Source organism: Microcoleus sp. A006_D1, from assembly GCF_036702805.1.
In the GTDB taxonomy this organism is placed as follows: domain Bacteria; phylum Cyanobacteriota; class Cyanobacteriia; order Cyanobacteriales; family Microcoleaceae; genus Microcoleus.
On record NZ_JAUBVZ010000007.1, the window covers coordinates 19277 to 38481 of the forward strand.

Below are 19205 nucleotides of genomic sequence, written 5' to 3' on the forward strand. Positions count from 1 at the left end.
CGATCGAAATATTAAATATCATGTCCGAAAAACAGGTTTGTAGTGAGGACTTTAGTCCGCATCAATTTCTGCGGACTAAAGTCCTCACTACAAACCACATTTATTCACGGTAATCGACTTTTTTATAATCTGAAATTGTACAGTCAGCTATCAACAAACTTCCCTCGAACCTCAATATCCATCCGTTAAATCCGTTACAAAATCCGTTGCCGAACCTCTTCCCGGAACTTATGGGCGCCCAAAGCACGATCGACCAAACCGAACAGCTACCGCTGGTAATAAATCCCGACATTCTCCAGCAAGCCATCCTCTACAAAGTTAATACCCGCGTCACCGCACGCGGAGAATTAGTTTTCCCCTGCGTGCCCGGAATGCTCAGCCACTATCTCCAGGCGATAGAAAAGCTATTTAGCACCCTCGACAGACCCCTGCCAGCAGACCGCAAAGACGAACTCAGCAAGCTTTTAGCCACCAAGTTAGAACAAGGCTACCGCACCTCAACAGCATCGATCCTGATCCTGCAATACGAATCAGTGCAGCCGCCGCAAACAGGTTTAGCCTGCAAAGTGCTTGTGAGTACCTCAACAGTTGGAGAACAGTACAAAAGCTGGGTAGACACCAGAGAACCGCCTTTATTTGGCTCTCATCCAGACGCAAAATTGATGGCAACGGTTGCTAAATTGGGAAATCCCGATCGCATCCGAATATTGGACGTGGGGGCTGGTACTGGTCGCAATACCTTGCCACTGGCGAGATTGGGCTATGCTGTGGATGCGATCGAGCTAACCCCAGCTTTTGCAGAACAACTGCAAGCAGCCGCAACAGCCGAAAACCTCCCAGTGACAGTGACTGAAGGCGACGTGCTCGATCCCTTAATGCGGATGAAACCGGCACGCTACCAGCTTGCAGTTGCCGCCGAAGTCATCTCGCATTTTCGAGACAGCGATCAAGTCAGGCTCTTTCTCGCTAAAATGTGCGATTTCCTCTGTCCCGGAGGCCTGTTACTGTTCAGCACATTTTTAACCATCGGCGACTACCAGCCAGACGCCCTCGTGCGACAAGTCGCACAGCTTTCCTGGTCTACTTTATTCACGCCCCAAGAACTCGCCAGCGCCATGGAAGGCTTGCCCTTAGTGCAAATATCCGACGAATTGGTGTGGGAGTACGAACACCACCACTTGCCAGAAGGAGCCTGGCCGCCGACGCCCTGGTTTCCCAGTTGGGCCACCGGTAGAGATGTCTTCCCGATGGCAAACGGACGCCCGCCCATGGAATTGCGCTGGATTTTGTGCCGCCGCAGCTAAGTAACAGTTGACAGTTGACAGTTGATAGTTGACAGTTGATAGTTGACAGAAGGAAGAAGGGAATAATAGACATACAGCCGTGGGTGGGTCGCTGTCGAGAATCTCTAAATTCGAGAGATAATCTCACAGCGACGCACCTGACAAACAGGGTTCAGGAAACAAACCCAACACTTCTTTTGCAGTAATTTTTTTGATAAATCGGATTGTTTCTAGACGAACACAGCAATGGAAACCTTTGATCGGGAAGAATAGTTGCATCAGGTCTTTTTATTTCAACAGCATAAAGCCGCCTGCCTGTCAAATGTTGCGCGGTCGGTACACAAAAATTTACAAAAATATATATTAAAATGTAAACATCGCGAAGTTCGATCGCCCCTGCGTGAGAAACCCGGTTGCTAATTAGATCCTATGTTGGCAAACCTGTGCTTTGTTGCGAAAAATTGGGTCGCTCAGACCAAGGTAAAATTCGATCGCCATCTCCAATCGGTGTAACTACAGTTAAGATGAATCAGACAAACCTATTCCTTACGATAGATGACATTTTAGGGGAATAGAATTAACCAATAGATTAGCTCGCTAGTTAGCGATACTCCTGAGACACAAATATGCTTTTAACACGTCCACTACAAGCGTTTGGAGCAATCTTCAGGCACAAACCTTCAACAAAGAGATCGATCGAGCAAAAAAGCAGTAAAAGTTATTTAGAGGGGAATATTTATCCCGCTCCAAATCAAGAACTTGACTGGTATATCCAACTGCAAATGCTGATGAGTAACGCGAAATCGAACTGCACCAATGAAGAGATTACCGCTTGGCTGCGCGGATTGCTGACAATTGCTTGGGCAGACGGCAACTTTGACGAAAACGAGCAAAAAATGATTGCGAATCTAACTCAGGATGAACTACATCCAGTATCTTTTGAGACAGATTTTGAACCCATTGCCGCGGAGGAACTAGCTGCTGTGTTAGGGAAAGGCACCGCCAACGGCGAGAATTTTTTGAGAACAGCAGTCATGGTAGCCTTAGCAGACGGTACGTACTCGCTCAGCGAAGACGAGGTACTTTACAAGTTTTGCACAGCTTTGGGTCACAACGTCGAGGCGATCGAATCTCTGCGAAACACCATCGAAGACAGCAACTGCCAGCCGCAGGGGCCAAGCAGCCAAGCAGCCGTTGATTATGCAGCAACACCGCTTTCTGCGCGGCCACGTCAACCTAACCAGAAAAATGTCTTGCAACCCGTCAAAGACTGGCTGGACGGCTGGGAAGTTCACGATCCCAGAGTCGCACATTTCGTCTGCAAAATGATTCCGTCGCAATGTCCGTTTGAGCGAGATATCGTATTGTTCGGGCGCAAAATCGTCCACATTCCGGCGATGTGCCAGATTAACCCACTTTACGAACAATTGGTGGGGATGCGCTTTCGAGCTCTCTGCTATTTGGCAGATGATTGTAAGGAAGATGTATCGACATATTGCTAGTTGTTAGTTGTCAGTTGTCAGTTGCTAGTTGTCAGTTGTTAGTTGTTAGTTGTCATTCTTTTGAAATGTTCGATTAATGACTGTTAGCTATTAACCAATGACTACTAATTAGTTGAGTAGGATGGTACACTGCGCACCAAAAGATAAACATTGTACTTGGATCTGGTATCATAACTAATGACTAATGACTATTGACTATTGACAACTGACAACTGACAACTGACAACTGACAACTGACTAAATTATGCAATTTATCGATCGAGCGGATGTTCAAGTCGCAGCCGGCAAAGGAGGCGACGGTATGGTAGCTTTTCGCAGAGAAAAGTATATACCAGCGGGCGGGCCAAGCGGCGGCACCGGCGGGCGGGGCGGTTCTGTGTTTATGGTGGCGGTAGAAAGCCTACAAACGCTGCTAGATTTCCAATACAACCGGATTTTTAAAGGTCAAGACGGGAAGAAGGGCGCGCCGAAGAATATGACTGGGGCTTCTGGGGACGATCGCACGATCGAAGTTCCCTGCGGTACAGTAGTTTACGACGCGGAAACTCAAGCAATCTTAGCAGATTTAGTCACGCCCGGACAGACTTTTTGCGTGGCAAAAGGTGGCAAAGGCGGTTTAGGAAATAAGTGTTTTCTAACCAATTCTAACCGCGCTCCAGATTATGCGATGCCGGGTAAAGAAGGAGAACACAAGTTTTTGCGGCTGGAATTGAAGCTATTAGCTGAAGTGGGAATTATTGGTTTGCCGAATGCTGGTAAATCGACGCTAATTTCTGCTTTGTCTGCGGCTCGCCCCAAGATAGCAGATTATCCGTTTACAACTTTAATCCCGAATTTGGGCGTAGTCAGAAAACCCAGCGGTGACGGTACTGTTTTTGCTGATATTCCCGGACTAATTGAGGGGGCTCACGAGGGCGCGGGTTTGGGTTACGAGTTTTTGCGGCACATTGAACGAACTCGGTTGTTGCTGCATTTGGTCGATATTACTGATGAAGACCCGATCGCAGATTACATCACAATTCAGGAAGAATTGAAAGCTTACGGGCGAGGTTTGGGCGATCGGCCGCAGATTTTGGCTTTTAATAAGGTAGATGCGATCGATCTTGAAGATGAAGAAATCGGAAATGCGATCGCGCGATTGAAGGAAATCAGCGGTGCTCAGGTTTTGGCGATTTCGGCGGTGAGTCGAGTTGGGTTGGATGAGTTGATGCAGCAAGTTTGGCAGAAACTCGACGAGATGAATGAGGTTGAAGCGGAGGCGCTGTCAGCAGTCGGAGTTTTGTAGTCCGGTTCTGATTCATGACAATTTGCGGTAATCGGTAGGTGTTTTTTTTGAGGGGTGAAGTTTTTCGGCTGTATTGCTTGCAGAGCATGGGTTTGAGGTACTTAGCCGAAAAAAACGATTACCGCAAATGCTGTAATCCTTGCTGTGATTTTTTTGGCTCTTGCAGTGTCAAGCGCCTTTGCCTTCGCTACCGGGAATCAAATCTCAGAGCGGGAAAAACCCTAAACCCCTATCAGGGATTGAAACCGGCTTGTTCGATACCCATTCCTAGCCGTGCATAGCGGGAAAAACCCTAAACCCCTATCAGGGATTGAAACTTCTCACATTGTGAGATATACAATCTATGAATAGAGCGGGAAAAACCCTAAACCCCTATCAGGGATTGAAACTTATAAAATTATTCCGCATTTTTAACTACAACATAGTAAGCGGGAAAAACCCTAAACCCCTATCAGAGATTGAAACTTTGGTGGCGATGGTTAAAGGGAGCTAGTACCATCGTTTATTAGCCCTTGTGAAAAAGGCGACTACCTTGTGGAGTCGCCTTTTTGTTGGTATTGATCGGTCGGATTAATTAGAGCCTGACCGTAAGCGGTTCTCGGAATCTTTTTGATAAGAGGTCAGCTTATACTTTTTGAACAAGTTGACCGCTTGCTGGAAATCAGCTTTAGCCTTCTCTTTGTTTCCCAGTCTTTCGTAGGCATCCCCACGGTTTAAATGCGCAATAGCGTCGTTGGGCGGAAGTATTCCGATTTTGAGGGTTTGATTGAAACAGTCAACAGCTAGCTCTAGTTTTCCAAGTTTTGCGTAGTTAGTGCCGATTTTAAAGCTAGATTCTGCTGATTTTTGCAGCAGCGGGCGATTTTCTTCCCGAAAACCCTCAGCGCCCTCGCCACGCCAGTTATGCCAAATGGCAGAAAATTCCATGTCTTCCATTCGTCCGTCAGCGAGAGCTTCATTCAACATAGCTGCGCCGGCCTCGTTGTATTTTCGGATAGCCTCGTTGTGTTTTCCTGTTGCTGCTAGTTTGTCTGCTGTCGATTCTAAGGAATCAGAATCTTCGGTAATTTTTCGCCCCTCGCTTTCGGTTAACGCATCTGCATGACAGGTTTTTTTGAATTTTTCCTGGAGTGTCTCGCTCCCTTGTTCGGGATGAGGGGAATCGAGGCTAGGATTGGCTTCGCTTGAGATAGGGATTGGAACCGGAACCGGAATTACTAGGCAACCGTGGCAAGCCAAAAGTACGATCGCAAGCATTGTTAGTTTAGTAGGGTTTGGCATAGGTGTCTTTGGTGGTGATAGCAAGATTTTCTCAAGGTTTGGGTATTAGTGGTGCAAAATTAGCGGTAAGCGCTTGCGCTTACCGTTAGTTAAAGTGCTATGGAGTGATTTCATCGCCAAGCAAAGCAACCCCAAACCACTGAGAGCTGGTAGCCTCAGTAATAAACGATCTACCGGGGGCTGCAAGCAAGGCTCAAGCGGGCGGGAAAAACCCTAAACCCCTATCAGGGATTGAAACTTTGGTGGCGATGGTTAAAGGGAGCTAGTACCATGCGGGAAAAACCCTAAACCCCTATCAGGGATTGAAACTTGATGAAACAGAAGAAAGAACCTTTTTGGGATTCTTGCGGGAAAAACCCTAAACCCCTATCAGGGATTGAAACGTTTTAGGGATTACTAATGCAGGTGTTTGGACTTGGCAGGAAAAACCCTATTTCCCGATCGAGAGATTGAAACCATAGTGCTGACTGCGACTCGATCGACTCTGGAAGCACGAAAAATCCTAAATCCCGATCGCCCGTTGAAACCGATCGCATCGACTATAAAATTAGTTTGTAGTGAGCGCCGATGTCCTCAAAATTTTTATGCGGACTAAAGTCCTCACTACAAACCCGATCGCACTTATTTTACCGGACATTAAACGAGTTGCGAATTCGCCCGTTGTAATCGACTCTCACTCTCCCATCTTGGGAAACAGTAACAACCGTCTCTACCGTATACACAGACGCGCCGGGTTTGTGCCCTTGAAAAGTAAATGTCCAAGTACCATCACCATTCTCAACAAAAGGCGATTGGGCCGAAGCGCCGTGCATCGCAGCTTCGGCTCGATATTCCCCCAAGCCCCCGTTAGCATTTTCTGCTGCTTGACGGGCTAAGTTTTTGGCTCGATTGAGCTCGATATTATTGGAAATAACTGTAATATCGGTGAGTTGACTTTGAGCAGAACGAACGGGATTGCTCAACGCGGGGGAGACTCCCACAGCTAAAGTTGAAAGCGCTAGCAAACAAACAAGTCGGGTGTTTAGTTTCATAATACAAACTCTTTTATAGTTTGTAAATTCTACAGGACTTGCACTAAGTGGCCCGGAATAGAGAAGACTGCGAATTCCATTCGCCCGATTTTCTTCAACCCGCGGAGGCGCGTGAGAGTTTGTGTAGACGCGAATTCCATTCGCCCGGTTTTCCTGGCCCGGAATAGAGAAGACTGCGAATTCCATTCGCCCGGTTTTCTTCAACCCGCTTGGAGTGGGTTTTGTTTGTGTAGACGCGAATTCCATTCGCCCGTTATTCTACTTTAATTTTTAATTTTCACTTTTGAATCTGCGGGCGTTTCCCCATCGTTCAAATAGCGGTAACTCATCTTAGAAATATCCCGAATTAATGTTTGAGCCGGCTTCTCGGTTTCCGGCGGATGCTTCACCATCACCGCCACCAAATAACGCTTGCCGTTTGGCAAATCTACCATCCCCGCATCGGCTAGCATTGTATTGATGTTACCCGTTTTGTGAGCAATAACTGCTCCTTCGCCCAAGCCTCTCGGTAGCAAAGAATCGTTTTTAGTTTGGCGCATGATTTGCAAAATTCGATCGCGCGATTTGACAGAAACCAAATTTCCGCGATCGACCTGAGCCATGATATTGATCAAATCCTTCGGACTGGTAGTATTAGTTCCCTCCAAATCCGGCAACTTATTCCGCAGAAGCGTCGCCCTCAAACCCCAGGTGGCAAAATGCTGATTCAAAACCTCAGCACCTCCCAACAACTCAATCATCATATTTGTCGCCGTATTATCGCTGACAACAATCATTTTTCTGGCAACTTCCAAAGCTGAATATTTCTTTCCCGGTGCGTCGTCTTGCATATCTCCAGAACCCTCAGCAATATGTTCCGGCTTCAGCGTCAGCATCTGATCTAACTGCACTTTGCCTTCATCTACTGCTTGGAAAAAAGCCACTAAAATTGGCACTTTAATCGTGCTAGCTGAAGCAAAAGGAGCATCGCCGTTAAAATTTAGGTAGCTTCCAGTATCTAAATCAACTATAAATATTCCCGCTGTCAAAGTAGGATTTTCTGTTGCCATTACCTGAACTTGCGTTTTCAAAGCTCCCAATTCTTGATTCAATTGCAGGGCTTCTGGGGCCGCCGGGGCTGCAACTGCGCTGTCGGCTGGGTTTTTCTGCCCTGCGGGGGTTTCTTGTGTCGCTACAGTCGATCGACTCACAGCATTTACCACCGACAACAGCGTACCGCAAATCACCGCAATCCCAACTCCCAAAATCAGCAACCGAGTAGCGTAAACCAACGTCGGCACCTTCGCAGGTGCTGTTCGTTTGCCCGGTCTCTGACTTCCTTGCGGGCGCTGTTTGGACACTGGGGCTTTTTTGACATTTGGCGGCATTTCCGTGTCCAGAATGCGCGCTGGAGGCGAAATGGGGCGACTTCCACGCGGTGCGCGAGGAGCTGTCGTTTGGGGCTGGCTGTTGGGATTGCTGGCGGGAGTGCTGACAGGAGAAGTCGGTTCGGGAAAATCGAACATATCCACAGCAGCCAGCCCTTTTTTGCGCGGTTGTCGAGTCTTCGACTGGGGAGTTTTGCTGGTTCTGGGTTTTCTGGGGTTAATTGCAGATTGGGGATTCGATAAAAAGTCTTGTGTATTCAATTCTGCGGGGGAAGGTGCGGGAGAATTGGCTCTAATTCTGGTGCCGCGGCTTGGTTGCGGTGGGAAAGTCGCAGGGGAGGGCGATTCTCTACGGGATAGCTGCGCCGCGCGTACTTCCGGATTGCCGTTTTGCGGTTGGGGAGGGCGGCGGCTGGATTTGCCAGACTGACTTGCTTTGCCGGACTTAGGCGGCTTGGGGCCGGAGTTGGCAGAGGCCAGCGAGGACATCACTGATAATATCGATCGTTTGGGAAACCGCTCTGCCACGTCTTACTCCTTCTGCACTGTAAACTTCAAGTTTAAGATTTTTTAGCTGGCGTGCTAATCAATTTTAGATTTTGGATTGGAGATTTGAGATTTACCCCAAAGGCTGCATAGTATCAGAAACCGGGTTTATTGGCGGGAAATTACCTTAAAGCGTTGGTTTTTCGTCAAGAAACCCGGTTGTGAAGTTGACAAGCGGGTAAATCCAGTTCGCCAAAAATCCTCAATGTCACTTCCCAAATTATCAGCATTTCCCCTAGTTATCCGTTGGATTTTCCGGCAACGCCCCATCCAGATTATCAGAAACTGGCGATCGCGCGTAACTTTTTATTGCCCAATCTGTTTGACGGATCACGCCCCGCAGCATGGCGACTTCATCCACTGTCGGATACGCGCGATTGTACAAACGCCGAAATTTTTCCATGCGACTTGCTGCTGTGTGCGGCTGCAAATATCCAATTTTGAGTAACAGCGTTTCTAGTTGCTGGTAATATCCCTCCAAATTTTCCAACGGAGCACTATTGGGGGGAGAGGGAGATTGGGAAAATATACCCTCGGACTTTTTCCTTCTCCAGGTGACATCCGTGACATCCGTTAAATCCCCTACAAAATCCGCTGCCGAACTTCTATCCGCTACATCCCCTACAGAATCCGCTGCCGAACTTCCTTTTTCCCGATACAATTCATAGCAGCAAATAGCCACAGCTTGGGCGAGATTTAAGGAAGTGTAAGCATCGCTGCTGGGAATGCGGATCAGGCGCTGAGCGCGGTTTAATTCGCTGTTAGTCAATCCGCAGTCTTCTCGACCAAAAATTAGGGCGCTGGGGGCTTCTAGCAACCAAGGCAAGGCGTCTGCTGGCTTTTCTAGCTGTGTTGGGTGCGATCGAGCATCATCTCCTGTAGTTGCGATCGCCCTCACACATCCTACCAAAGCAGCCGGCAAACTCTCGACTACTTTCGCCGTTTCTAGTATGTCGGCGGCGCGCACAGCCATCAGTCGGGCTTCTTCCCCTAAATAATCGCACTGAGGATTTACCAAAATTAATTGGCTCAAACCCATATTTTTCATCACGCGGGCCACTGAACCCACGTTCAAGGGCCCTGCGGGTTCGACTAAGACGATTCGGATGTTGGCTGATGCCGTTTCGAGCATTTTTACTGGGAGATGTTGGGCTGAAATTATACTTATTGCATAAATCTGCGATCGCTCGATCGCAGATTTAATGCAGATTAACGCAGATAATTTAAGATGACGTATTGTCAAAATTAGCATGGCAAAGCAGCGATTGAAGTCCGATTTACCGACAAAAATGTGCCCGGTGTGCGATCGACCTTTTACTTGGCGCAAAAAATGGGCTGACTGCTGGGATGAGGTGAAATACTGCTCGGATCGTTGTCGCCGCCGCCGTAATAGCACCGAAAGTTAAGAATCTCTTGCTATTTGCCAAAGTGAGGCTAAGATTGCAAAGGAAAAATTTTAGGTTAAAGTATGGCATCGCAACAGGTGCAACCAAAGCTAGTTATTCACGGCGGTGCCGGCAGTTGTCTGCAAAGCAAGGGCGGAATTGAAGCGGTGCGCAAATCGCTTTACGATGTTTTGGAGGCAGTTTATCCGCTGCTGAAAGACGGTGCGAGTGCCGTAGATGCAGTGGTACACGGCTGTCGGTTGTTGGAAGATGACCCGCGATTTAATGCGGGTACGGGTTCTGTGGTACAGTCGGACGGGCAAATTCGGATGAGTGCTTCGCTGATGGACGGTTTGGCGCAGCGTTTCAGCGGCGCGATTAATGTTGCTCGGGTTCAAAATCCGATCGAACTTGCTAAATTTTTGCAGACTTCGGACGATCGCGTATTATCTGATTTTGGTGCGGCGGAATTGCTGCGAGAACTTCACTTGCCGATTTACGATCCGATGACGGATTTGCGTTTGCACGAGTGGATGCAGGAACGCCAAGGCAATTTTAACAGAGCAATGGCTAATGTGGTCGCAGAACCTGCGGGTGTTGGCACGATCGGAGTTGTAGCTTTGGATGCCCAGGGGCGTTTGGCTGCTGGAACTTCGACTGGTGGCAAGGGTTTTGAGCGCATCGGGCGGGTTAGCGACTCGGCGATGCCGGCGGGGAATTACGCGACTGTCAATGCGGCGGTTAGCTGTACGGGGATTGGCGAACACATTATGGACGAGTGTTTGGCCGCGCGAATTGTGATTCGGGTGACAGACGGTTTGAGTTTGAAAGCTGCTTTTGAGCGTTCTTTTGCGGAAGCTGACGATCGCAAACGGGATTTTGGTGCGATCGGAATTGATGCTAATGGTGCGATCGCGATCGGCAAAACTAGCGAGATCATTCTCGGTGCTTTTCACAACGGTACGCAAATGGGCGATACTTTGGAAACGAGCAAGGGAACGCTGGTTTTTGTTGCTTAGAAAAGCCGTTTGATTTTCGGCTACAAAAATTAGGAGACAGCGACAAAAATCAGGACACAGCAGTGCTGTGTCCCTACGGAATATCTGCTGGAACAGTGAGGACACAGCAGTGCTGTGTCCCTACCGAATATCGGTATTTTATACCAATGATAAAAAGCGAGCATTTGTAGGGAAACGGCAATGCCCAAGGAGTGTCAACTTAATGTCAAACGTACTCAGAGACTGCTGTTTGACGATTAAGCCCAGATCCCCCCTAACCCCCCTTAAGAAGGGGGGGACAAGACTCTTCTCAAAGTCCCCCTTGCTTTCGGGGGATTTAGGGGGATCAAGCCTCGGCTATAAACGAGAAATACAAAGGTTTTCAGGCTTAAGTTGACACGCTTTGGGCATTGCCGTGTCCTTACCGGGAGCGGCGATTTTTAATAATTGATATAAAATAAATGATTTTAGCAATCATTGATTGAGATTAATATTAAATTCGCAACTGCCAAAGTTTAACTGTACCATTATCACTACCGCTAACGAGAGTTTCGCCCAACTGTCCGATCGCCAGCGCAGACACAGGGCTAGAATGTCCATCTAAAGTGTGCAGCAATTCGCCGCGAAAATTCCACAGTCTAATCGTACCGTCAAAACAGCCCACTGCAAAGTATTTCCCATCAGGGCTAATTGCGGCGGCGGAAGTGATGCGAATTCCTGTTTGCAGAGAATGCAATAATTCCCCTGTTTGCAAATTCCACAGTGCGATCATTTTGTTGCCGTGACTGACGATAATTTTGCTATCTGGAGTAATTGCAACATAATTTTCGCTGCCGAATGTTCCTCGCACTTCTCCTCCCGGTAGTTCCCACATCGTGACGGTGGCGCGACAGAAACCGCTGGCTGCATTCAGCCCGCTGGCTATTAACATTTTGCCGTTGGGACTCAGGGCGATCGCACTTATGTCATCTCCTTGATAGCCTTCCAAAACTTGCAGCAGTTGGCCGCTGTTGAGGTGCTGAAGCTTGACAGTGCCGCGGGTGGTGCCGATCGCCAAAATTTGCCAGTCGGGGCTCACGGCGACGGATTCGTGGCGGTGTACGTCTGCTAAGCGCTTCAGCAGTTCGCCGTTTTGCAGGTTCCAGAGTTTGACTGTGCCCGCGCGCGATCGTGTTAACAAGGTTTTACTGGCGGGGCTGAAAGCAACTAGCAACACAGCGGTTGAATGTCCGCAAATAGTCCGCAGCAGTTCGCCGCTGTGCCAACTCCAAACTTTGACTGTACTGTCGTGGGAGCCCGTTGCTAGTAATTGTCCGTCGGGACTGATGGCGGCGGATAGAATGCTGTCTGAATGCTGGAGAGTGGCTTTTAGGATGGCGCCGGATGAGGTTTTTGGTTGTTTTTTATACCGGGCTATTTCCAGCCAGTCGATCGCATCTCTCCAATTTTTGAGAGCATTTCTCTGCCGATTTGTCAATATTTCTATGTATCGGTACAAAGTTTTGGATAAGTCAACCTCTACACCCTTGATTTGTTTGTTGAGAAGTACCGCCATTTCTGCCGGGCTGTAACCGCACAACAAGCCGCACAAGTGCCTTTTTTCCACGGGTGTCAGCCCTCTTCGGGTGTGCGGGGCGAATTCTTGTTTGGCATTGGCTAAGTCGCTGTAAAGCTTTTCGATGTCCCAGTCGTAAATTGCCCGTGTAAAAGGTTCTTCTGGTCGATCGAGGGTTGAGGGTGTCATTGGTGGCAGTCGCGATCGAGTTCCTAGTCAAATTCCTAACCAAAATCCTAACATTCGTTGTGCGCGATCGGACTGCTTTCACCACTAATCTATTTTTAACACAGCAAACAGCCAAAAGAGCTTCGGGTTAAAAATGCCTTTTAATCCTAACCTTGACAGTTTGCCAAACAACTATACATTAACGGAGAAATATAAAATGTCTGGAATTGCGATCGGCTTATTTTTTGGTCTGGGTTTTCTTTTAAGTTTAGTTGGTTCTATCTGGGGATTGGTTCAAGCTTTCCAAGAGGACGTTGTTTGGGGTGTGCTTTACTTGTTAGTCCCATTTGCTGGCTACGTTTTTTATGCGAAGAAATGGGGTAATCTAAAAATCAGAAAAACTTTTTTAATTCAATGTGCTGGATTATTCATGTTTCTATTGGGAAGCATTACAGGAGCAATTTTTCCACCAGCACCTGATGTACAACCTGGATCGAGTGAGCAATCGCCTTCTGCTTTTCCTTCGGATTTCAACACTTCTCCATCCCCTAGTTCCAAGCCATCACCAGGTTCCAAACCCAAACCATCTCCTTAAGTTTTCGCAGCATTTAGTGCCGAAACTAATTCAGATCCTATTGCTGCTCAACGATCTGATTTCAAGCAATCAATTGGAAAAACAACTATACATCAAACGGAGAAACAGAAAATGCCTTATATTCCAATCCTCTTTTTTATTCTGGGTCTTGTTCTATCTTCCGTTGGTGGCATCTGGGGATTAGTTCAAGCTTTTCAAGAAGACACTATCTGGGGTGTACTTTACTTGCTTGTACCATTTGCTTCATTAGTTTTTTATATTAAAAAGTGGAGCAATAAAAGAATCAGAAAAACATTTTTAATTTCACTTGCTTCATGGCCAATGTTTTTATTATCTGGGATTACTACTTCAGCAATGTATGCCGGAGATTTTGCAAAACTAGCTCAGTCTGGAACCATAACCATAAACGAAGGATCTAGCGAGCAATCAGCCTCCTCTTTTCCTTCGGATTTCAGCACTTCTTCATCGCCAAATCAAGAACCATCTCCTGCTTCCGAGTCATCTCCTGCTTCCGAGTCATCCCCTCAACTTTCACCAGCACCTATTTCTGAGCCTACTTCTGGTACTGTTGGCGCTCAACAATATGACTTCAAACAATCGATGAAGCTCGGCTATATCTACTACGGACAGGGAGACTATCAAACGGCTTTAGTCAATTTTAATAGAGCTTTGCAGGTGCGTCCGGGCAATGCCTATGCTGTCAAGGCTGTTAGCAATACCAAAAGTGCGTTAGCGAAGCCCTCGAAGCGGATCGTCCAAAGCCGTGTCAAATAATCCGTGACTGATAAATTGGGTACAGCGGAGAGCTTAGTAATTCACCTTGTTTGTAAAATCAAAAGATAAACTAATGAAAGTTCTCAACCAAACACCAAATGAACTAACAATCCAGACCTCTAGCGTCTGGGATGGTTTACTATTAATCTCTCCGTTCATCGTACTTGGATTGTTGCAGATTATTTTTGCATCAAATTGGATAGGTGGAGGCATATTTCTGTTGTTCTCACTGTGTTTATTAGACGGCGCGATATCTGAAATTTATATCTTTGATAAAACTTTTGGCAAAATGACCATTAAACGACGAGGTTTGTCGCTTAATGATGTTACCGAACGCTCAACTCGCGATATTTGTGCGGTGGAATTAGACGAAATAGCAGATAGCGAGGGAAATTTTAGCTACTATGTTGACTTGTTAATGTTGGGGTGCGATCGCATTTGTTTGAGAAGCAATTCAGTAACAGAACAATGCCAAATGGCTGACTTGATTCGCAGCTATGTCTCGACGAGCGATCGCACTGAATCAATATATCGCCCTGAAAAGCTATCTGCAAAGTTTTGTAAAAATTATTAATTAATTAAACGGGAGTTGATACCGATGATCAAAATCATTCAAAAAACCGAACATCTTCTCAAGCTTGAAAATGAAATAAGGTGGCTAATTCCTGCTGTATGCGTGACAGGATTTCCAGGAATACTCTTGTTAATGATACTTAGCACGATATCTTCTTCTGGAGTGGAAAGACTTTCGTGCAAAAAAAATGAGCCAAAAATAGCAACTTGCGAAATGAGTACATCAAGTTTTATGGGATTCGTTAAAGGGGAATTAGAGTCCATCCCACAAGTAAAGGAAGCTAAATTTGAGACAATAAATAGTACCGATAGCGAAGGTCACTCAACTTCTGTGGAAAATGTATTTCTCGTAACCAACCAAGGGAATGTTCCGCTACCGTACCAAACTGTTAAAGATGCAGAGTTATTCAATCAATATATACAAACCTCAGTCAAGAAATTAGTAATAGAAAAAGATAATCGGTTGTCAAATTTGGGGTTGATACTTTTTCAGAGCGGTTTTTTTGTTATTTTTTTTGCAGTAATATATTTTGCGTTCCGTGAGCTATTCAGTGTTAAAACTTACATTTTTGACAAAAATGCAAGTATCCTAACTATTAAGATAAGGGGGATAATTATTAATAAAAGAGGGGGGATAAGGATTAATGAAGTGACCGAAAAATCGCTCAGTGAAATTTCTGAAGTCGAATTAAAAACAGTTCAAGTACACAAAACAGAACATATGGACAGCTATACCTGCTACCAGGTGCATTTGCTAATGAATGGAGGAGATACTCTATGTTTAAGCGGTGGCTTGAATCGGGAAGAGCAACAAAAAATGGCTGATTTGATTCGTGGCTATCTCGACGGCCGATCGCCAAAGTCAATCACCAACGATAAATAACGGAAAGCTATTTCAAACATAGCCGCAAGTAAACTCGCGACATTTGTTGTCCGCGAGACATTGTAGTGCTACCATATTAGCCAGATAAAAAGGGTCATGGCATAGGACGACTTCAAATAATATATAACTTAACAATTGGGCGAATCCGGGTCTGGAAGTCGATCTGTAGCATCATTTTTGGAATCAAAGGGTGAAGTAAATGAAAATAATCAAGCAAACAGCGACTGAACTAATAATTCAGACTCACAGCATATTTGATTTTTGGCTCCCTAGTTGTTTATTGATGACATTTGGACTGATCTGGCTGAGTTTTGACTATCATGCAGCAACCCTGAGCTGCCAACGATCGCAGGAAAAACAAGGAAATTGCCAGTTGGTGCGATCGCATTTACTGGGATCGCACCTCCAAGAAATTCAGCTTGCTGCTTTGCAGGGAGCTAAAGTTGAAAGATGCGGCTATAAAAGCAGAGTCGTACTTTTGACGGATGCGGGCAATGTTCCTTTCAGTGCTAACTCGACTAACTGGGGGAATCAAGAGGCGGTTGCTTTTGATATCAATTCTTTTGTTAAAAATGCAAAAAAACGCTGGCTGCGTTTGAGTCAAGACGATCGCTGGTTGGGAGGGACGGGAGGCATATTTTTGCTTGCAGCAGTCGGCTCGCTCGTGTTGGGAAAGAATGAAACCTACAGCTTCGATGGAACTTTAAACACCTTGACTGTTAAACAGCAGGGTGTGTTGGCACGTAAAGTCATTCAACACTCTCTGTGCGAGATTTATGGGGTGGAAGTCGATCGAGTCAAAGATCGAGATAATGACATTTGGTACGAAGTTAGACTGTTAGTTTGTGGAGGTTCTCGCATATCCCTGCCCAATACTATGAACCCCTACCAGAAAGAAGAAATCGCCAAAGCGATTAACAACTATCTGAATGCGCAAAAATAAGACAAAATAGCCGATCGCGATCAACCCGATTTCTCAAGGTTGCGGACTTACGCAGAAACCGGGTTTGTTACCAAAATCTCTCCTAGAGCGTGATCGCCCCCGTTATAAAAACCCGGTTTCTTTGGTATCGATCGCACAAGTCCCGATCGAGTGGAAACTTATCATCTAAAAAGTGAACAATCGTTCACTTTTTAGGTTCTTTCAGCTTCCAACCTGGTTTGACAACTTGCCGCGATCGGGCAATTACTAAACAGTCATTCGCCACATCTTCTGTCACTACAGAACCCGCCGCTACGGTAACATCTTCCCCCAAAGTTATCGGTGCAACTAGCACGCTGTTAGAACCAGTTTTCGTTCGATCGCCTATTTGAGTTTTGTGCTTGTTTTTTCCGTCGTAATTGGCGGTAATTGTTCCAGCACCGATGTTGACTTTTTCTCCCAAAGTCGCGTCGCCCAAATAAGACAAGTGAGCGACATTAGTGCGATCGCCAATTTGAGTATTTTTCAATTCTACAAAATTGCCGACGCGACAGTTCGCCCCTATTTGCGCGTGTCCCCGCAAATGTGCGTAGGGGCCAATTCGCGAATTTTCGGCCACCCTACACTCAGAAATTACCGAATAAAGCACAGTCACGTTTTCTCCAATTTGACTGTTTTCGATCAAACTACCGGGCCCGATGCGACTTCCAGAGGCGATCGAAGTTTTTCCCCGCAAGTGAGTTTGTGGCTCGATTACCACATCCGGCTGCAACTCTACGGTATCGTCAATCGTGATGCTGTGGGGATCGATCAGCGTTACTCCCGCCGTCATCCACTTTTCCTTTACCCGCGCTTGCAAAATATCGGCAGCGGTGGCTAAATGTTTGCGATCGTTAATTCCCAAGATTTCTTGATAATCTTCGACATCCACCGCCATCACGGGAGAGAGGATACTTACCGTATCGGTTAGGTAATATTCTTTTTGGTCATTGTCTGCTTTCAAATCTGGCAAAATTTTCTCTAAATGCGGCCAGTGAAAACAGTAAACACCTGCATTAATTCGGTAGTTTTGCTTTTGAGCTTTCGTGCAGTCGCGGTCTTCGACAATTTGCTGCACTAAGTTTTGACTGTCAGTAAATACTCGCCCGTATCCTTGAGGATTTGGTAAATTAGCTGTCAATATAGTAGCAGAGTTTTGGTGCTGTGTGTGAATTGCCATCAATTGTTTGATGGTTTCTGCCCTCAGCAAAGGTACATCGCCATTTAACACCAGCAAATCTCCTTGAAATCCCTGTAAGTGAGGCAGCAATTGCTGGATGGCGTGGCCTGTCCCTAATTGTTCGGTTTGTTCGACAAATTCTAGGGGAGCAAATTGAGGATTGTCCGATTTTTCTTGACCTCCAATCAGGGATTGTTGAACGAGTTCGCCTCGATAACCGACGATGACAAGTCGCCGGGAAATTTGAATTTCTTCACAACTTTGAAGGACTCGCTCAACTAGGGATCTACCGCCCAATTCGTGGAGAACTTTGGGCAAGTCAGATTTCATGCGCGTGCCGCGTCCAGCGGCTAAAATTGCTATTGCTATCATTGTGCGATCGAGCTATTTGCTATAAAAACTTGAATATTGACTAAATGATGATATCACTCGCTGTCCGTCGATGGTGGTGCGATCGCACAATTTTTTAATCTCCAATCTCAAATCCGGGCGTACTGCGTCTTTTTGCAGCCGGATGTCCGTTTGAGGCGCTACGGTTGTGGTATCTGGAGTTGCGCGCCCCGATCGAATTTTTGAGGACTGAAGTCCGAACGATCGAACCTGAGTTCGGTTCGTAGTCAGGACTTCAGTCCTTCCCCGAGGGATGCGAGGGGGAGCGAGAGTGATAATTTGCATCTTTGAGCTTGAATTTACCGAGATAGATTATACTATTTGTTGAATTTCAGTTATGGTGTTTTCAACTAAAAAAACTATTAGTTGCTTCTTCCTCCTCCTTCCTCCTTCCTTCTTCCTTCTTTTTAGCCGCTCGCGTAGCCTTTCATGCCTTCTTCCTTCTTCCTTCTTCCTTCTTCCTGATGACTGATGACTAATGACTGATGACTAATGACTGATGACTAATGACTGATGACTAATGACTGATGACTAATGACTGATGACTAATGACTTCTTCCTTTCTGCATTATCAGGTGTCCAGCTATGACTGAGCTTAATTTTCAGGAACTTGCCAAGCAGGGAAATCCACAGGCGATCGCATCTTGGCTCAACAGCAAGTTACAATCAGAAGGCATCGCAGCCTCCGCGAATCTCGACGGCGACTGTTTGGATGTAATTCTGGATGCCCAAGAAGTACCGAAAGAAGATAAATTAGTTGATTTTGTCCGCAGCGAGCTGACGAATTTGCAGCCGGATTCGATTCGGAAAGTGAAGGTTGAGGGCCGAGAAAGTGGTCAAATTGCCGCTGCTTGGAGTCAGGAGTTTAGTTTGGAGAGCCGCATTTTGGAACCAGAGAGCTTTGCCGCGGAATCAGTGCCAAATATTGCGGTTGCTAATATGGACGATCGCCCAGAGATAGAAAGTGATATAGAGGAGGAGAAATCGCCGGAATTTGCTGCTTTTGAGAAGCGCCTGCGATCGACTTTCATTGTCGTTGGGCTGGTGACGGGTATGTTGGCCCTAGCCGTGGTGGCTTTTGTCAGTAAAATTTTGAACCAGCCGCCAGCAACTGCTCTGAAAAATTCAGAGGAAACAGCGAATGTAGCAACTGTACCGGATACTTTTTTTCGAGATGCAGTTAACAGCGCCGTCAAAGCAGCAGAATTGGGGCGATCGGCAAAAACCAAGCAAGATTGGACGATCGTTGCCGATCGCTGGCAAGAAGCAGTATCGTTGATGAGAAGAGTACCAGTTTCTAGCGCCAACCATCAACTAGCTCAGACAAAAGTGATCGAGTATCAGAAATATCTGCTTTACGCTCAAGAATCAGCAGTAAATCCCCCTGTGCCCGAGCCAACTCCCGCACCAGCAGGAAAAGCAACTTCGGAGAAAGCAACTCCTAAAAA

At 46.4% G+C, this 19205-nt stretch carries 19 protein-coding genes; 12 read left to right on the top strand and 7 right to left on the bottom strand.

The window, feature by feature from the left end:
* Positions 1-230 precede the first annotated feature (230 nt).
* The 3 genes from QUB68_RS14325 to obgE all read left to right on the top strand — a co-directional run bounded on the left by QUB68_RS14325 (position 231) and on the right by obgE (position 4070).
* Complete coding sequence (locus tag QUB68_RS14325; protein WP_442923091.1) at positions 231-1304, top strand: class I SAM-dependent methyltransferase; 1074 nt, start codon at positions 231-233, stop codon at positions 1302-1304.
* Positions 1305-1909: 605 nt separating this feature from the next.
* Positions 1910-2785 (top strand): Mo-dependent nitrogenase C-terminal domain-containing protein, encoded by an 876-nt coding sequence (locus tag QUB68_RS14330; RefSeq protein WP_332993442.1) that lies wholly within the window; start codon positions 1910-1912, stop codon positions 2783-2785.
* A 244-nt stretch (positions 2786-3029) separates the two neighbouring features.
* Entirely contained in the window at positions 3030-4070 is a 1041-nt protein-coding gene (obgE, locus tag QUB68_RS14335; protein ID WP_332993445.1) for a GTPase ObgE, read from the top strand.
* 570 nt (positions 4071-4640) lie between these two features.
* Here obgE and QUB68_RS14340 read toward each other — a convergent pair.
* Positions 4641-5351, bottom strand: coding sequence for a tetratricopeptide repeat protein (locus tag QUB68_RS14340; protein WP_332993448.1), 711 nt, complete (start codon positions 5349-5351; stop codon positions 4641-4643).
* Between the two features lie 415 nt (positions 5352-5766).
* Here QUB68_RS14340 and QUB68_RS29970 point away from each other — a divergent pair, with 415 nt between their 5' ends.
* Positions 5767-5946 carry a hypothetical protein gene (locus QUB68_RS29970; protein ID WP_442923087.1) on the top strand — a complete coding sequence of 60 codons (180 nt, stop codon included), beginning with the start codon at positions 5767-5769 and terminating at the stop codon, positions 5944-5946.
* A gap of 31 nt (positions 5947-5977) precedes the next feature.
* Here QUB68_RS29970 and QUB68_RS14345 read toward each other — a convergent pair whose 3' ends face one another.
* From QUB68_RS14345 to QUB68_RS14355, 3 genes are all read right to left on the bottom strand, one after another.
* Complete coding sequence (locus tag QUB68_RS14345) at positions 5978-6382, bottom strand: hypothetical protein (protein ID WP_332993451.1); 405 nt, start codon at positions 6380-6382, stop codon at positions 5978-5980.
* 263 nt (positions 6383-6645) lie between these two features.
* Positions 6646-8277 (bottom strand): serine hydrolase, encoded by a 1632-nt coding sequence (locus QUB68_RS14350; RefSeq protein ID WP_332993453.1) that lies wholly within the window; start codon positions 8275-8277, stop codon positions 6646-6648.
* A 253-nt stretch (positions 8278-8530) separates the two neighbouring features.
* Entirely contained in the window at positions 8531-9427 is an 897-nt protein-coding gene (locus QUB68_RS14355; protein ID WP_332994131.1) for an RNA methyltransferase, read from the bottom strand.
* Positions 9428-9584: 157 nt separating this feature from the next.
* Here QUB68_RS14355 and QUB68_RS14360 point away from each other — a divergent pair, with 157 nt between their 5' ends.
* Both QUB68_RS14360 and QUB68_RS14365 read left to right on the top strand, forming a co-directional pair.
* The gene (locus tag QUB68_RS14360) at positions 9585-9701 is read left to right on the top strand and encodes a DUF2256 domain-containing protein (RefSeq protein WP_442923092.1); all 117 of its coding nucleotides are present in this window, start codon (positions 9585-9587) and stop codon (positions 9699-9701) included.
* 62 nt (positions 9702-9763) lie between these two features.
* Positions 9764-10699, top strand: coding sequence for an isoaspartyl peptidase/L-asparaginase (locus QUB68_RS14365; protein WP_332993459.1), 936 nt, complete (start codon positions 9764-9766; stop codon positions 10697-10699).
* Between the two features lie 472 nt (positions 10700-11171).
* On the opposite strand, the gene QUB68_RS14370 is transcribed toward QUB68_RS14365, so the two are convergent.
* Positions 11172-12422, bottom strand: coding sequence for a WD40 repeat domain-containing protein (locus QUB68_RS14370; RefSeq protein WP_332993462.1), 1251 nt, complete (start codon positions 12420-12422; stop codon positions 11172-11174).
* A gap of 133 nt (positions 12423-12555) precedes the next feature.
* Here QUB68_RS14370 and QUB68_RS14375 point away from each other — a divergent pair, with 133 nt between their 5' ends.
* The 5 genes from QUB68_RS14375 (at position 12556) to QUB68_RS14395 (ending at position 16169) form a co-directional block, all read left to right on the top strand.
* Positions 12556-12996: a hypothetical protein gene (locus QUB68_RS14375; protein ID WP_332993464.1), complete on the top strand. Its 441-nt coding sequence runs from the start codon at positions 12556-12558 to the stop codon at positions 12994-12996.
* A gap of 111 nt (positions 12997-13107) precedes the next feature.
* Positions 13108-13770: a tetratricopeptide repeat protein gene (locus QUB68_RS14380; RefSeq protein ID WP_332993466.1), complete on the top strand. Its 663-nt coding sequence runs from the start codon at positions 13108-13110 to the stop codon at positions 13768-13770.
* A gap of 289 nt (positions 13771-14059) precedes the next feature.
* A complete protein-coding gene (locus tag QUB68_RS14385) occupies positions 14060-14344 on the top strand; it encodes a hypothetical protein (protein WP_332993468.1) in 285 nt (94 codons plus the stop codon).
* Between the two features lie 24 nt (positions 14345-14368).
* Positions 14369-15226, top strand: coding sequence for a hypothetical protein (locus tag QUB68_RS14390; RefSeq protein WP_332993470.1), 858 nt, complete (start codon positions 14369-14371; stop codon positions 15224-15226).
* Between the two features lie 199 nt (positions 15227-15425).
* Complete coding sequence (locus QUB68_RS14395) at positions 15426-16169, top strand: hypothetical protein (RefSeq protein ID WP_332993472.1); 744 nt, start codon at positions 15426-15428, stop codon at positions 16167-16169.
* Between the two features lie 184 nt (positions 16170-16353).
* Here QUB68_RS14395 and glmU read toward each other — a convergent pair whose 3' ends face one another.
* Positions 16354-17739 (bottom strand): bifunctional UDP-N-acetylglucosamine diphosphorylase/glucosamine-1-phosphate N-acetyltransferase GlmU, encoded by a 1386-nt coding sequence (glmU, locus tag QUB68_RS14400; RefSeq protein WP_332993475.1) that lies wholly within the window; start codon positions 17737-17739, stop codon positions 16354-16356.
* Between the two features lie 12 nt (positions 17740-17751).
* A complete protein-coding gene (locus tag QUB68_RS14405) occupies positions 17752-18042 on the bottom strand; it encodes a hypothetical protein (protein WP_332993478.1) in 291 nt (96 codons plus the stop codon).
* A gap of 300 nt (positions 18043-18342) precedes the next feature.
* On the opposite strand from QUB68_RS14405, the gene QUB68_RS14410 reads away from it, so the two are divergent.
* Positions 18343-19205: hypothetical protein (locus QUB68_RS14410; RefSeq protein ID WP_332993479.1), on the top strand; the 863-nt coding region annotated here is incomplete at its 3' end.